This is a genomic window from Amycolatopsis sp. NPDC101161, from assembly GCF_044768185.1.
Classification (GTDB): domain Bacteria; phylum Actinomycetota; class Actinomycetes; order Mycobacteriales; family Pseudonocardiaceae; genus Amycolatopsis.
On the sequence record NZ_JBIWPI010000003.1, the window covers coordinates 83,136 to 97,167 of the forward strand.

Below are 14,032 nucleotides of genomic sequence, written 5' to 3' on the forward strand. Positions count from 1 at the left end.
GAGAGGAGCAGACATGCTGCGAGGAATGGCCACCGTTTCCTACTTCGCCGACGACCACGCGGCCGCGCAGGCCTGGTACACCGCGTTCCTCGGCGTCGAGCCGTACTTCCAGCGGCCCGGCTACGCCGAGTTCCGGATCGGGGACTACCAGCACGAACTCGGGCTCATCGACCGGAAGTACGTCCCCGCGAGCATGGGCGGTTCCAGTGGGGAGATCGTCTACTGGCACGTCGACGACCTCGACACGACCGTCGCCCGCCTGCACGAGCTGGGCGCGAAGGAGTACGAGCCGATCACCGAACGGGGGCCCGGGTTCGTGACGGCGTCGGTCGTCGATCCCTTCGGGAACGTCCTCGGCGTCATGACGAACGCGCACTACCTCGCTGTGCTGGCGGAACGCTCGTGAGGCGGTAAGCCTCCTTCACGCACTTGTCGCACCGCTCGTGCCGGACCGTCTTCTCCGCGGGATCCGTTCCGTAGAACGGGAAGCAGCCCGCGCCGCAGCTCGCGTAGTAGATCAGGCCGAGGCGGACCTCGCCGCGGCCGACGTAGTGCGCGAGACGGCGGCGCGGCTCCGGTCCGCACTCGGGGATCCAGCCGTGCGCCGGAAGGCGGGCGGCGGCGATGTCGTCGAGCGCGCCCGCGCGGCTGATCAGGTCCGCGCCGAGGCAGGTGAGGCGCTCGCCGAGGTCGCGCATGCCGTCCGCGCGCAGGGGTGGGCCGGCGAGCCAGGCGACGTCGCCGGGGAGCGTCGCGGCCAGGTCGCGCAGACGGGTCAGGAGGGCGTGGTCCGGGTCCATGACCTGCAGGAAACCTGACGCGGATTTGTGACACCAGCCGACGAGCGGCCGCGGGAACTGTCGGACCCCGGTGACAGAATGCGCTCATGGCGACACCCTTCGCGACACCCCGGGCGAGAGCGCTCGGCTTCGGGCTGCGTGAGTCGAGGATGGCCCGCAACCTCGGCGTGCGTGAGCTGGCGAGGTTGATCGGTGTGCTGCCGCAGGAGCTGAGCAATTGGGAGTACGGGAAGCGGATTCCCAAGGAGGAGCAGGTGGCGTTGCTGATGGGGGTGTTGGTCGTGGAGCCGGGGGAGCGGGCCCGGCTCCTGGAGCTGGCCCGAACGGCGCGCGAGCCGAGCTGGCTGGAGAAGGTGGTGCCGGGAGTGGCGCCGAGCGCGGGGACTTACGCGGAGTACGAGCGGGAGGCGCACGCGATGTTCGATTGGGAACCCGCGGTGATCCCGGGCTTGCTCCAGACGCCGGACTACACCCGAGCTTTCCTGGCGGCCGGCGGGTTGCCGGCGGATCGGATCGCGACGGTGATCCAGGCGAGGCTGGCCCGGCGCCAGGTGCTTACCCGGCCGCACCCGCTCGACTACCACGTGCTGGTGGGCGAGGGGGCCTTGCGCGGCGAGGTCGGCGGCGCGCAGGTGATGGTGGAGCAGCTTCGGCACCTCCGGCAGGCTTCGGTCCGGAGCAATGTCAGGGTGCAGGTCTTGCCGACCCGGAGCGGCGCGCATGCCGGGCTGTACAGCAACTTCGCGGTGCTCGACTTCCCCGCGCTCCCGCCGATCGTCTTCGTGGAACTCTTCCAGGCCAGTGCTTACCTCTACGATGACGATCAGGTGGCCGGTTACCGCAAAGCGGCGAAAGACATGGCGGCGCTGGCGATGAGCGAACGCGAGAGTGCGGAGTTCATCGGGGAGGTGATCGCCGACTTGGGAGGGAACCCATGACCGTGTGGCGGAAGTCCAGTTACTCGGGTGAGGACAAGTGCGTCGAAGTGGCGCTCGGACCTGCGGCAAAAATCCGCGACACCAAGGACCGCACCGGCGGCACCCTCGAAATCTCCACCCGATCGTGGGATGCCTTCCTGACCGACCTATGTCGCCCGGCGCCACAGGATCTTCGTCAGGTGTAGTTCCCGCGCACATAGCCCGCGACCCGGGTCACGCTTACCGTTCCCGTCCATGACCAGCGATCTGGACGGGCGCACCGCCCTCGTCACCGGCGGGGCCTCGGGCATCGGCCTGGCCTGCGTCCGCGCGCTCGCCGCGGCCGGGGCCAAGGTGCACGTCGTCGACTTGGACGCCGCCAAAGCCGAAGCCGCCGCCACCGAGGTCGGGGGCTGGGCGCACGCCGCCGACCTCACCGATCCCACCACGATCGATGCCCTCCCCGCCGAGGTCGACGTCCTGGTCAACAACGCCGGGATCCAGCACGTCGCCCCTCTCGAAGACTTCCCGCCGGACGTCTTCACGCGCATCCAGTCCCTCATGGTCACCGCTCCCTTCCTGCTGATCCGGCACGTGCTCCCCTCGATGTACGCGCGGGGGTGGGGCCGGATCGTCAACATGTCGAGCGTCCACGGGCTGCGGGCCTCGCCTTACAAAGCCGCGTACGTCGCCGCCAAGCACGGGCTCGAAGGCCTCTCGAAGGTCGCCGCCCTCGAAGGGGCCGCGCACGGCGTCACGAGCAACTGCGTGAACCCCGGGTACGTCCGCACCCCCTTGGTGGACAACCAGATCGACGCGCAGGCCATCGAGCACGACATCCCGCGCGAGGACGTCGTCTCGGAAGTCCTCCTCAAGCGCGCGGCCATCAAGAAGCTCATCGAAACCGACGACGTCGCTTCCCTGGTGACGTGGCTGTGCTCGCCGCACGCCGGCCACGTCACCGGGGCGTCCATCCCGCTCGACGGCGGCTGGACAGCCGCTTAAGAAACCCGCTAAACCACAAGGAAGTGGAGCCCGCAGTGAGCCAACCCCACCGGTCGGCGATCGCCAAGATCGTCGGCGCGAGCCTGATCGGCACCACCATCGAGTGGTACGACTTCTTCCTCTACACCTCGGCCGCCGCCCTCGTCTTCAACAAGCTGTTCTTCCCGACGGCGAACCCGCTGACCGGCACGCTGCTGGCGTTCCTGACCTACGCCGTCGGGTTCCTCGCCCGCCCGATCGGCGGCCTGGTGTTCGGCCACTACGGCGACCGGCTCGGCCGCAAGAAGCTCCTGATCGTCAGCCTGGTGCTGATGGGCGGCTCGACGTGCCTGATGGGCGTCCTGCCGACGTACGCGAGCGCGGGCGTCGCCGCTCCTCTGCTCCTCACGCTGCTTCGCCTGGTCCAGGGCTTCGCGCTGGGTGGTGAGTGGGGCGGGGCCGTCCTGATCGTCTCGGAGCACGGCGACGACCGCCGCCGCGGCTTCTGGGCGAGCTGGCCGCAGTGCGGCGCGCCCGGCGGCAACCTCCTCGCGACGGCCGTCCTGGCGATCCTGTCCGCGACGCAGTCCGACGCGACGTTCATGTCGTGGGGCTGGCGCGTCCCGTTCCTGCTCTCGGGCGTGCTGCTGCTGATCGGGCTGTGGATCCGGCTGGCCGTCGCGGAGTCGCCGGTGTTCCTGGCCGCGCAGAAGCAGGCCGAGAGCCGCACCGAGAAGCACGTGCCCGTCGTCGAGGTCTTCCGCGACAGCTGGCGCCAGGTGCTGATCACGATCGGCGCGCGAATGGCGGAGAACGTCTCGTACTACGTGATCACCGCGTTCATCCTCGTGTACGTCACGACCGGGCTGCACCTGCCCAAGGGCGTCGGCCTGACCGCGGTGCTGATCGGCTCGGCCGTGCACTTCGTGGCGATCCCGTTGTGGGGCGCGCTGTCCGACCGCGTCGGCCGCCGGCCGGTGTACCTCTTCGGCGCGATCGGGATGGCGTTGTGGGGCTTCGCTTTCTTCGCGCTGCTGGACACGAAGTCGTCGCCGGTGATCGTGCTGGCCGCGACCGTCGGGCTGGTGCTGCACGGCGCGATGTACGGCCCGCAGGCCGCGTTCTTCGCCGAGCAGTTCCCGACGCGGGTGCGCTACACCGGCCTCTCGGTCGGCGGGCAGCTGTCGTCGATCGCCGCGGGCGCCGTCGCGCCGCTGATCGCCGTCGCGCTGTTCTCCGCGTGGGGCAGCACCGTGCCGGTGTCGCTGTACGTCGCCGCCATGTGCGTGATCACGGTGGTCGCGCTGCTCGCGGCCCGCGAGACACGCGGCGAATCGCTGCACGACGACGACGTCCAGGCGGAGACGGCGGCCGTTTCGCCCTAGCATGACGGCCGTGACCGGATCGACCGACGCCGTGCGCCGGCTGCTCGACCTGCTCGCCTCCGGGGCGAGCAGCGAGCAGCTGGCGCACGTCGTCGTGGCCGCCCGCGCCGAAGGCACCCTCGGCGCGGCCGACCTGGCCGCGCTGGCCAGCGCGGGGGAGCTGGCGCTGCGGATCCGCGAGACCCTCGCCGAGCACCGGCGGCGCGAGGCCCAGCTCGGCGCGCTGTTCGACACGGCGAGCGAGCTCGCCGGACTGTCCGATCCGGACACCGTGCTGCGGTCGATCGTCCGGCGGGCGCGGGCGCTGCTGAACGTCGACGTGTCGTACCTGTCGCTGAACCGCGAGGCCGAGAACAAGACGTACGTGCGGGTCAGCGACGGGTCCGTGTCGGCGGAGTTCCAGCAGATCGTGCTCGGCATGGGCGAGGGTCTCGGCGGGCTGGTCGCGCAGACCGCGCGGCCGTACGCGACGGCCGACTACTTCAACGACGACCGGTTCAAGCACACGCGGCACATCGACTCCGGCGTCAAGGACGAGGGCCTGACCGCGATCCTCGGCGTCCCGCTGGCCATCGGGCCGAAGGTGCTGGGCGTGCTCTTCGCGTCCGACCGCGCGACGCGGGAGTTCAGCCCCGACGAGGTGGCGCTGCTGTCGTCGCTGGCCGACCACGCGGCGATCGCCCTGGACAGCGCGAACCTGCTCGACCAGACACGCCGGGCCGTCGCCGAGCTCAACGAGGCCAACGCGACGATCCGCGCGCACACCGAGGCGATGGAACGCGCCCAGGACGCCCACGACCGGCTGACCGACCTGGTGCTGCGCGGCGGCGACCTGCCGGACGTCGCGGCGGCCGTCGCCGGGGTGCTGCACGGCGACCTCACGGTGTACGACGCCGACGGCACGCTCCTGGCCAGCTCGGCGGCGCCCGCCGCGCTCGACCCGGACGCGCTCGCCGCGGCCCGCGCCGCCGGCCGGGCGGTGTCCACAAAGGACACCTGGGTGTGCGGGGTGCAGGCCGGTCCCGAGCTGCTCGGCAGCCTGGTGCTGGCCGGTCCGGACGGGCTCAGCGACCCGGACCGGCGGCTGTTCGAACGCGCCGGCGTCGTGACGGCGTTGCTGCTGATGCTGCGGCGGTCGGTGGTCCGGGCCGAGGACGAGGTCCGCGGCGAGCTGCTGACCGACCTGCTCACCGCGCCGGACCGCAACCCGCGGGCGCTGCTCGCGCGGGGCCGCCGGCTGGGGATCGACCTGTCGGCACCGCACGCGGTCCTGGTCGCGCACGCGGACGGCGGTTCGCGGCGGCGGCTGGCGAGCGCGGCCGCCCGGCACGCGACGCTGGTGGGCGTGCACGCGGAGGAGGTCGTGCTGCTGGGCGCGGGCGACCCGGACGAGCTGGCGCGGCGAGTGGCGGCCGACCTCGGCGCGGCGACCGGCCGCCCGGTGACGGTGGGAGCGGCGGGCCCGGCGAGCGGCCCGACGGCGATCGCGTCGGCGCACAGCGAGGCGGCCCGGTGCGTCCGGGCACTGCTCGCGCTGGGCCGGACCGGCGAGGGCGCGGCGATGGCGGGGCTGGGGTTCCTCGGGCAGTTGCTGGGCGAGCACGCGGATCTGGACGGGTTCGTCCGGCAGACGCTGGGACCGGTGCTGGACTACGACGCGCGCCGCGGGACCGAGCTGGTGGCGACGCTGCGGGCGTACTTCGCGAGCGGGTCGCAGCTGGCGCGGACGAAGGACGTGCTGCACGTCCACGTGAACACGGTGGTGCAGCGGCTGGAGCGGGTGGCGTCGCTGCTGGGGGAGGACTGGCAGGCCCCGGACCGGGCGCTGGAGATCCAGCTGGCCTTGCGGGTGCACCGGCTGGGCGGCTGAGGCAGGCTGCTTCGGCGGAGCCCGGTCCGGCAAGATATCGGGATGCGCGAACTGGTCTACGTCTCCGACGCCAAACTGCGGCAAGTGCTGCCCGGCTTGCCGAAGGCGTCGGCGTTCAGGGGACTCGAAGGTTCGCTCGAGCTCAAGGGACCGGTGAGCACGGGCGCCAAATTCGAGAAGAAGGCTGCGAAGGAGATCGACCAGTCTCTCGGGAAGGCCGTCGACACCTTGGAGAAGTCCTCACGAGCGCCCTTGTGGTTCGCCGACCCTGAGGTCCGCCCCGGTACGTGGACGCATTTCGAGGCGCCGATGGCCTACCGCGTCATTTCCTTCCACGGGGGAGAAGCGCTGGTGTTCGTCGATGCCGATGCCGCGACCCCGGAGTATCCGACCGGCGGTCGGCTGCGACTGCTGCTGCACGGCTCCGCGCCCCATCTGCTCGAGACCCGATCTGGTCCGGATCGCGAATCCGGCGGACGACTCCGCGGCTCACGGTGGCACGAGTTCGCCGAGATGATGCGGCTGTTCCTGACGGACGACGCCGCGGCGAAGGATCCGGACGCCGCGAAAATCATCCAGGACTACAGCGAGTTCTACGCGAGCCGCATCTGGGAGGACGTCCAGAACCTGACCCGAACCCTGCAGCCCGAGTACACGGCGGCGTGGATGGCCGGCTACGCGCGAGTGACCGCGCGCATCCCGACTGCCGACGGCGTGGTCTTGGCTGCGTCCCCGCTCTATGTCGAACACATCGACTCGCCCGGCTCAGGCGGCTGAGGCGAACGCCTTCGACCGCCACACCACGAGTGCCGACGTCAGGCCGCCGACCGCCGCGATGAGGACCGCGACCGGCAACACCCCGTGGTCCAAGCCGAGCCCGCCCAGGGCGGCGCCCAGCGCGATGCCGATCTGGAACGCCACGATGTACACCGCCGACGCCAGGTCCGGGCGGTCCTTCGCCACCCGCAGGACCGCCGCCTGCAGCACCACGCCGATCCCCGCCGCCGGGCCCGCCCACGCCACGATCGCCGTCCCCGCGACGATCGGGCCCGGGGACACCAGCAGTGCCAGCATGCACGCCGCCAGGCCCGCCGTCGTGACCAGCGCCGTCGCGCGGGGGTGGTGGTCGATGTGCCGGCCGATCAGCACCAGGCCGAGCATGCCCACGGTGCCGTAGGCGAAGAGCAGGGCCGAAGTCGACGGGCCGGTCAGGTGGACGTACCGCGTGATCAGCGCCGTGACGTACGTGAACGCGGCGAAGTGGCCCGTCACGACCAAGAGCGTCGTCACGTTGACCGGGAACAGCGCTCGGTCGGCGACGATCCGGGAGCCGCGTACCGGCGCCGAAGCGGGCATCGGGCCGACCGTCACGCGGATGACCAGCGCCGTCACCGCCGCGACGGCCGCCACCGCCAGGACCGCGAGCCGCCAGCCGAGGGTCGTGCCGAGCCACGAACTCACCGACAGCCCGAACAGGAACGCCAGGGAGTTGCCCGCGAACGCCACCGCCGTCGCGCGGCCGCCCTGGCCCGGCCCGAGCAGGCGGGCGGCCATCGACGCGACGACCGACCAGAACACGCCGTGGCCCGCGGCCGCCACCAGCCGGGCCGCGATGGCGACGCCGTAGTTCGGCGCGACCGCCAGGACCACGTTGGACACCACGACCATGCCGAGCGTGACCAGCGCCGTCGTCCGGCGGTCCCAGCGGGACGTCAGCGCGACCAGCGGCACCACCGAGACCGCCACGACCAGCGCGTACCCGGTCATCAGCAGCCCGATGGCGGAGTCGCCGACCCGCAGCCCGGACGCGAGCTGCGGCAGCAGCGCCACGGGCAGGTTCTCCGAGGTCACGGACACGAAGCAGGCGGCGCTGAGCGCTCCGAGGGCCACCCTCGTCCGGGGTTCGACGAGCATTGTTTAACGATACACAGCTAGGGTGGCCCCATGTCCAGACCGACGATGGCCGACGTCGCGCGGCGGTGCGGGGTCTCGGCGATGACCGTGTCGTACTGCTACAACCAGCCCGACCGCGTCGCGCCCGAGACGCTGCGCCGCGTCCGCGAAGTCGCCGCCGAGCTGGGCTACCGCGGGCCGGACCCCACCGCGCGGTCGCTGCGCCGCCGGCACAACGGCGCCATCGGCGTCGTGCTCGGCGAGCACCTCGCCTACGCCTTCGAAGACCCGCAGGCCCGCCGGTTCCTCGCCGGCGTCGCCGAGGTCTGCCGCGAGCGCGGCAGCGGCCTCAACCTGATCCCGACGACCGGCGCGGAGGACGACGTCGAGCGCGTCCGGTCGGCGTCGGTCGACGGCTACATCGTGTGGACGACCGTCGACGACGACCCCGTGCTCGACGTCGTGAGCGGGCTCGGCAAGCCGGTCGCGATCCACGGCGGCCCCGCCTTCGCCGGAGCGCGGGTGGTCACCATCGACAACCGCGCGTCGGCGCGGGAACTCGCCGCACGCACCTTCGCCGGCGCGAGACGGCCCGCGGTGCTCAGCTTTCCGTTCGACCGCGACCGCCGGACCCGGCTGGAAACCGCGCCCGCACCGGAAACCATCGCGTTCCCCGTCACGCGGGAGCGGCTCCTCGGCATCTACGACCACCTCGGCGACCCGGGCGGCTTGGCGGTGGCGGTCGTCGCCCGCAACGACCGCGACGAAGCCGCGAAGCAGGCCGACGCGCTCCTCGACACCGAGCCCGACGCCGTGATCGCCATGAGCGACCAGCTCGCGTTCGCCGTCCTCGACGCCGCCCGCCGGCGCGGCCTGCGCGTGCCCGAGGACCTCGCGGTCGCCGGATGGGACGACGACCCGGACGCCGAGCGCGCCGGGCTCACGACCGTCGCGCAGTCGCTCTTCGACCAGGGCCGGGACTGTGCGTTGATCGCGTTGGGCTCGCGTGAGCCCGGCCGGCCGGCCGAGTGGACGACGATGGTCCGGGCGTCTACTCGCTGACCCGCACGACGAGCTTTCCCCGTCGTGGCCCGCGTTCGGCGGCGGCGTGCGCGGCGGCCGCGTCGGCGAAGACCGCCTCGACGGGCACGCGGAACCGGCCCTGCTCGAAGAGCTTCGCCGCCTCGGCGAGGCCGTGGCGACCGTCCGGTTCGCCGCCCAAAGCGCCGGTGGATACGCGAACCCCGTGGGACGGGCCGCTGAAGTCGGCGAGCGTGACCACCGACGACGGCGTCCCGGTCAGCTCGATCAGCTCCGGCAGCGAACCCTTCCCGGCGACGTCGAGAGCCGCGTCGACCGGGCCCGGAACCCGCGCCGGCAAGCAGGGCCCGTACGAAATCGGGGTCGCGCCCAGGCTTTCGACGAACTCGAGGTCGCCGGCCGTCCCGAACACCCGCGCGCCCCGGGCGAGCGCCAAGCCGACGACGAGGCTGCCGACGCCGCCGGACGCGCCGTCGACCAGCAGGGTCGTGCCGGCCCGGACGTCGAGGAGGTCGAGCGCGCGAGTGGCCGTCTCGATCCCGGAGGCCGCCGCTCCCGCCTGCTCCCACGGCATCGACGGCGGTTTGGGCGCCCAGAACGCCAGTACGGCGAACTCGGCGGTCGCCCCGCCGAGCCGGGCGACGTCGACCGCGCCGAACACCTCGTCGCCGACCGCCGCGCCCGGTCCCGCCTCGTCGACGATGCCCGCCGCGTCGACGCCGGGGATGTGCGGCAAGGCGATCGGCGAGCGCGACTTCCCCGCGCGGATCGCCAGGTCCACCGGGGATACCCCCGCCGTGCGCACGCGGATGCGCACCTCGCCCGGGCCCGCGTGCGGCTCCGGGAGCTCGCCCGCCGACAGGACTTCCGACGGGCCGAACCGCTCGAACCGGGTTGCGAACACGATCACTCCTCCACCACCGCTGACCACGCCTACGCTAGGAAAGATCAGCGGCGCCGAACGGGAAGTGAGAGCCGTGGCCGACGAACTGACCCGGAAACGCCGGGTGGACGCCGAACACAACCGCCGCCACCTCGTCGCGGTCGCGCACACGGCCTTCGCGCGCCACGGCCCGGACCTGCCGGTGCGGGAGATCGCGCGCCGCGCGGGCCTGGCCCCGGCGACCGTCCACCGGCACTTCCCGAGCCGCGCCGACCTCCTCGCCGCCGTGCTCGACGGCCAGGTCGACCGGTGCGAACGGCAGCTGCGGGCCGCGATGGCCGACCCGGACAGCCGTCGGGCCCTGACCCGCACGTTCCACCGCTTCGGCGAATGGCAGGCCGAGGAACCGGGGCTGACCCGTGTCCTTTCCGGACCGGAGTTCGCCGGCCGCCGTCGCGCGCACGCCGAGGCGTTCGCGCGGCTGGTGGAGCGGGCCCGCGCCGACGGCGTCCTCCGGCCCCGGGTGACGGTCGACGACGTGCGGCTCGCGTTGACGGCTTTGACGTCGGCGCGGACGGGCGAGTCGGCGCGGCGGCTGACCGCGGTGCTGCTGACCGGCCTGCTGAACTGATTCGCCCGTCCGGCCCTGGCGGAACCCGGCCGCCCGGATGAGGATGGCCCGACGAACCGACCAAGGAGGACTCGTGAACGAGTTCGAAAGCGCGCTGGCGGCGGCGTTCGGGACCGGGCCGCTCGAGGTGCCGGGCCTGTCGGTCGTCCCGCTCGACGGCCGCGCGACGGGCGGGACCCAGCTGCTGTCGGTGTGGGGCTCGGTCAGCCCGTGCCTGACCGACGGCCCGGAGCGGCGCACGACCACCGGGTGACCGACCCGGTCGGCTTCAAGCGGCACCTCACCACGGCGGTGGTGCCCGGGGACGCGGTCTACGCGCTGTCCGAAGACGGCACCACGGCGCTCAGCGGGCCGCACGTCGAAGCGCTGGTCCCGTTGCTCGACGGCACGCGGGACTTCGCCGCCCTCCGCCGTGACCTGCCCGAGGACGTCCCCGCCGAAGCAGCCGCCGGGGTGCTGAACCGGCTGGCCGGGGAAGGGCTGATCGGCCTGCGGAGGCCCCGCACGGCCTACTGGGACGCGGTCGGGGTCGAGCCGGCGGCCGGCACGGTCGCGGTCGTGGGCGCGGATCCCGCGGCTTTCCGTGCGGCCGGGCTGACGGTCGTCGACCGGGACGCCGACTTGACCGTGGTTCTGTGCCGGGACTACCTCGATCCGGCACTGTCCGAAGTGGACGCCGAGCACCGCGCGACCGGACGGCCGTGGCTGCTCGCCAAGACCGTCGGCACGCGGGTGTGGATCGGCCCGTTCTTCACCCCGGGCGACGGTCCCTGCCTGCACTGCCTGGCGACGCGGCTGTGGGGCAACCGGGCGGCCGAGGCCCACGTCCGGGACGCGCTCGGCTTGCCCGGCCCGCTACCGCGGCCCGAGGTCACGCTGCCGGCGCTGTCCGCCGCCGCGGTCGGCTTGGTCGCCCTGGAAGCGGTGAAGTGGCTGGCCGGGCAGCGATATCCGGGTCAGCGCGCGCTGTGGACGTTCGACAGCCGGGACCTGAGCGGGGAACGGCACGAGGTGCGCGTCCGACCGCAGTGCGCGTCCTGCGGGAACCCGGAACTGGTGCGCGAGCGGACCCGCCGGCCGGTGGTGCTCGACGGCCGGCGCGCGGTGCCGCCGGAGCAGGTGCTCGAGACGTATCGGCACCTGGTCAGCCCGCTGACCGGCGTGGTCAAGGAGCTGCGCCGGGACGGGCCGGCGTTCTTCAACTCCGTCCGGTCCGGGCCGAACGTCGTGCCGGGTCTGCGGGGCGCGGCCCGGCTCGCGTCGGCGTTGCGCGCGGAGAACGGTGGCAAGGGCGTTACGCCGCTCCAAGCCGAGGCCGGCGCGTTGTGCGAAGCGCTCGAACGGCACAGCGCCCGGTACGACGGTGACGAGGAACGGGTGCGCGCCGGCTTCCGTGCACTGGGCGACAAGGCCGTGCACCCCGACACCTGCCAGCTCTTCCACCCGCGGCAGTACGCCGACCGGGAACGCCGCAACGCGCGGCACGGCCCGTTCCAGTTCGTGTGCGACCCGTTCGACGAGGACGCCGAGCTGGATTGGACGCCGGTGTGGTCGCTCACCCGCGGCGAGCACCGGCTGTTCCCGACCGCCCTGCTGTACTTCGGCGCGCCCGGGCCGGCCTCCGTCGTCGCCGACTCGAACGGCAACGCGGCGGGCAGCACTCTCGAAGACGCGGTGTGGCGAGGGATGCTGGAGGTCGTGGAACGCGACGCCGTCGCGCTCTGGTGGTACAACCGCACCCGGCAGCCGGGCGTCGACCTGCCCGCCGACCCGTGGACCACCGAGCTGCGCGAGGTGTACGCGGGGCTGGGCCGCGAGGTGTGGGCGCTGGACGTGACGTCCGACCTCGGCGTGCCGGTGCGGGCCGCGGTGTCCCGGCGCACCGGGCCACCCGAAGAGATCATGCTCGGCTTCGGCGCGCACCCCGACCCGGCCGTCGCGCTGCGGCGCGCGTTGACCGAGCTGAACCAGCTCATGCCCGCGGTCCTCGACGGCCGGCTCGGCGACGACCCGGACGCGGCGCGCTGGCTGCGGGACGCGTCCGTGGCCGACCACCCCTACCTGCTCCCGGCGCCGTCCGCGGCCGGCGCGCCGACGGACGTCCTTCCGGTGCGGGCGAAGTTGGCGCGGGCCGGGCTGGAGGTGTTCGTGCTCGACCAGACGCGTCCGGACATCGGCCTGCCGGTGGTGAAGGTGCTCGTCCCGGGGATGCGCGGGCTCTGGGCGCGGTTCGCGCCCGGCCGGCTCTACGACGTGCCGGTGCGGCTCGGCCGGCTGGCCGAGCCGCGCGGCTACGACGACCTCAACCCCTTCCCGATCTTCCTCTAGCACTGCCCGTCGGCGAGGACCCAGTAACCCGGGGACGTCTCGCGCAGGGCGTGCGTGGTGAACGTGTTCCACAGGCCCATGGCCTGGTTGGAGCCGTTCGCGTACGTCTGGCCGCCGCTCTGGTGCGCGCGGCCCGCCTGCGTGTGGGCGTAGTTGCTGGCGTTCACGCACGTGCCCGGCGGCTGGGTGGGTGTCGTCGTCGTGGTCGTCGTGGGCGGCGGCGGAGTGGTCGTGGTGCCGCCGGAAGCCAGGCCCCAGAACACGCCCGTGTAGTAGCTGGAGCAGATGCCCGCGAGGAAGTACGCGCCGGTGCTGCCGCACTGCGTCGCGCCGGTGCCCGGGTCGACGGCCGTGCCGTGGCCCATGCCGGCGATCGAGTACAGCTGGACCTTGTCGGCGTAGTTCGTCAACGTCGTGCCGCCGGGCAGCGACTGGGTGCTCGTCGGGGTCTGGGAGACGCCGTGCACCGCCGTCCACTGGTCGCGCAGCTCGGTGCCGTTGACCGGGTAGACCGTGTAGTCGCCGGTGCCCTGCCAGATCGCGACGCGCGGCCACGGGCCGCTGTAGCCGGGGTACTGGGCTTTCGCGCGGGACGCCCACTGCGCCGGCGTCAGGTTCTGGTCGTTCTGCTGGCAGTTCGTCGCTTCGGTGACGCTCGTGGCGCACTGCGCGGGCAGCCCGGCGTCGATGCCGCCGCCGGCGAAGACGTCCGGGTAGGCCGCGAGCAGGTCCGCGGTCATGCCGCCGCCCGCCGAAAGCCCGGTGACGAAGACGCGCGAGCGGTCCGAGGAGTGGTCGGCGATCGCCTTGTCCACCATGGACTTGACGGACGCGGCCTCGCCGTTGCCGCGGGTGTCGTCGGCGGTCGAGAACCAGTTGAAGCACTTGAGCGAGTTGTTCGATGTCGACTGCTGCGGGAACACGACCTCGAAGCGCCACTTGTCCGCCAGCTCGGGCCAGCCGGAATGGGCGTAGTAGTCCGACGCGCTCTGCGTGCAGCCGTGCAGGGCGACGACGACCGGGCGGCCGGTTTCGAGGCCGGCCGGCGTGTAGGTGTACATCGCGAGGGCGCCCGGGTTGGCGCCGAAGTTCGCGACCTGGACCAGGGACGACGGCGGCGGGTCGGCGCTCGCCACCCCGACGGTGGTGAGCACGGCGGCGGTGATCGCGGCGAGTCCGGCGAAGGCGAGCTTGCGCATGGGGGAGTCCTTCTCGTCGTTGAGAGGGTTTCCAGCGACGCTAGGACGGTCTCGTGGCCTGGACCATGTGGCCGTCCACCACATCCGGGCGGCGATTCATG

Annotated in this window: 15 protein-coding genes; 11 read left to right on the forward strand and 4 right to left on the reverse strand. The window is 72.8% G+C overall.

Annotation, left to right across the window (positions count from 1 at the left end):
• Positions 1 to 25: 25 nt before the first annotated feature.
• A complete protein-coding gene (locus ACIRSS_RS22160) occupies positions 26 to 406 on the forward strand; it encodes a VOC family protein (RefSeq protein ID WP_400897769.1) in 381 nt (126 codons plus the stop codon).
• On the opposite strand, the gene ACIRSS_RS22165 is transcribed toward ACIRSS_RS22160, so the two are convergent.
• Complete coding sequence (locus ACIRSS_RS22165) at positions 360 to 800, reverse strand: hypothetical protein (protein WP_400897771.1); 441 nt, start codon at positions 798 to 800, stop codon at positions 360 to 362. The genes ACIRSS_RS22160 and ACIRSS_RS22165 overlap by 47 nt on opposite strands.
• An 86-nt stretch (positions 801 to 886) precedes the next feature.
• On the opposite strand from ACIRSS_RS22165, the gene ACIRSS_RS22170 reads away from it, so the two are divergent.
• From ACIRSS_RS22170 to ACIRSS_RS22195, 6 genes are read left to right on the forward strand one after another with little or no spacing between them, the layout of a single operon-like run.
• The gene (locus tag ACIRSS_RS22170) at positions 887 to 1,738 is read left to right on the forward strand and encodes a helix-turn-helix transcriptional regulator (protein ID WP_400897773.1); all 852 of its coding nucleotides are present in this window, start codon (positions 887 to 889) and stop codon (positions 1,736 to 1,738) included.
• A complete protein-coding gene (locus ACIRSS_RS22175; protein ID WP_400897775.1) occupies positions 1,735 to 1,923 on the forward strand; it encodes a DUF397 domain-containing protein in 189 nt (62 codons plus the stop codon). Before ACIRSS_RS22170 ends, ACIRSS_RS22175 begins: the two co-directional genes overlap by 4 nt.
• A 49-nt stretch (positions 1,924 to 1,972) precedes the next feature.
• Positions 1,973 to 2,722 (forward strand): 3-hydroxybutyrate dehydrogenase, encoded by a 750-nt coding sequence (locus ACIRSS_RS22180; protein ID WP_400897777.1) that lies wholly within the window; start codon positions 1,973 to 1,975, stop codon positions 2,720 to 2,722.
• A gap of 35 nt (positions 2,723 to 2,757) precedes the next feature.
• Positions 2,758 to 4,086: an MFS transporter gene (locus ACIRSS_RS22185; RefSeq protein WP_400897779.1), complete on the forward strand. Its 1,329-nt coding sequence runs from the start codon at positions 2,758 to 2,760 to the stop codon at positions 4,084 to 4,086.
• A gap of 1 nt (position 4,087) precedes the next feature.
• On the forward strand, positions 4,088 to 5,956 hold the full coding sequence (locus tag ACIRSS_RS22190; protein ID WP_400897781.1) for a helix-turn-helix domain-containing protein: 1,869 nt from the start codon (positions 4,088 to 4,090) through the stop codon (positions 5,954 to 5,956).
• A gap of 42 nt (positions 5,957 to 5,998) precedes the next feature.
• Positions 5,999 to 6,733 carry an SAVMC3_10250 family protein gene (locus ACIRSS_RS22195; RefSeq protein ID WP_400897783.1) on the forward strand — a complete coding sequence of 245 codons (735 nt, stop codon included), beginning with the start codon at positions 5,999 to 6,001 and terminating at the stop codon, positions 6,731 to 6,733.
• Here ACIRSS_RS22195 and ACIRSS_RS22200 read toward each other — a convergent pair.
• Positions 6,722 to 7,870 carry an MFS transporter gene (locus ACIRSS_RS22200; RefSeq protein ID WP_400897785.1) on the reverse strand — a complete coding sequence of 383 codons (1,149 nt, stop codon included), beginning with the start codon at positions 7,868 to 7,870 and terminating at the stop codon, positions 6,722 to 6,724. The genes ACIRSS_RS22195 and ACIRSS_RS22200 overlap by 12 nt on opposite strands.
• A 30-nt stretch (positions 7,871 to 7,900) precedes the next feature.
• Here ACIRSS_RS22200 and ACIRSS_RS22205 point away from each other — a divergent pair, with 30 nt between their 5' ends.
• On the forward strand, positions 7,901 to 8,911 hold the full coding sequence (locus ACIRSS_RS22205; protein ID WP_400897787.1) for a LacI family DNA-binding transcriptional regulator: 1,011 nt from the start codon (positions 7,901 to 7,903) through the stop codon (positions 8,909 to 8,911).
• On the opposite strand, the gene ACIRSS_RS22210 is transcribed toward ACIRSS_RS22205, so the two are convergent.
• Positions 8,901 to 9,794 carry an NADP-dependent oxidoreductase gene (locus tag ACIRSS_RS22210; RefSeq protein WP_400897789.1) on the reverse strand — a complete coding sequence of 298 codons (894 nt, stop codon included), beginning with the start codon at positions 9,792 to 9,794 and terminating at the stop codon, positions 8,901 to 8,903. The genes ACIRSS_RS22205 and ACIRSS_RS22210 overlap by 11 nt on opposite strands.
• A gap of 73 nt (positions 9,795 to 9,867) precedes the next feature.
• Here ACIRSS_RS22210 and ACIRSS_RS22215 point away from each other — a divergent pair, with 73 nt between their 5' ends.
• The 3 genes from ACIRSS_RS22215 (at position 9,868) to ACIRSS_RS22225 (ending at position 12,732) form a co-directional block, all read left to right on the forward strand.
• Positions 9,868 to 10,404 carry a TetR/AcrR family transcriptional regulator gene (locus ACIRSS_RS22215; protein WP_400897791.1) on the forward strand — a complete coding sequence of 179 codons (537 nt, stop codon included), beginning with the start codon at positions 9,868 to 9,870 and terminating at the stop codon, positions 10,402 to 10,404.
• 73 nt (positions 10,405 to 10,477) lie between these two features.
• Positions 10,478 to 10,657 carry a hypothetical protein gene (locus ACIRSS_RS22220; protein WP_400897793.1) on the forward strand — a complete coding sequence of 60 codons (180 nt, stop codon included), beginning with the start codon at positions 10,478 to 10,480 and terminating at the stop codon, positions 10,655 to 10,657.
• On the forward strand, positions 10,654 to 12,732 hold the full coding sequence (locus tag ACIRSS_RS22225) for a TOMM precursor leader peptide-binding protein (protein ID WP_400897795.1): 2,079 nt from the start codon (positions 10,654 to 10,656) through the stop codon (positions 12,730 to 12,732). Before ACIRSS_RS22220 ends, ACIRSS_RS22225 begins: the two co-directional genes overlap by 4 nt.
• Here ACIRSS_RS22225 and ACIRSS_RS22230 read toward each other — a convergent pair.
• On the reverse strand, positions 12,729 to 13,931 hold the full coding sequence (locus ACIRSS_RS22230) for an alpha/beta hydrolase family esterase (RefSeq protein ID WP_400897797.1): 1,203 nt from the start codon (positions 13,929 to 13,931) through the stop codon (positions 12,729 to 12,731). The genes ACIRSS_RS22225 and ACIRSS_RS22230 overlap by 4 nt on opposite strands.
• Positions 13,932 to 14,032 lie beyond the last annotated feature (101 nt).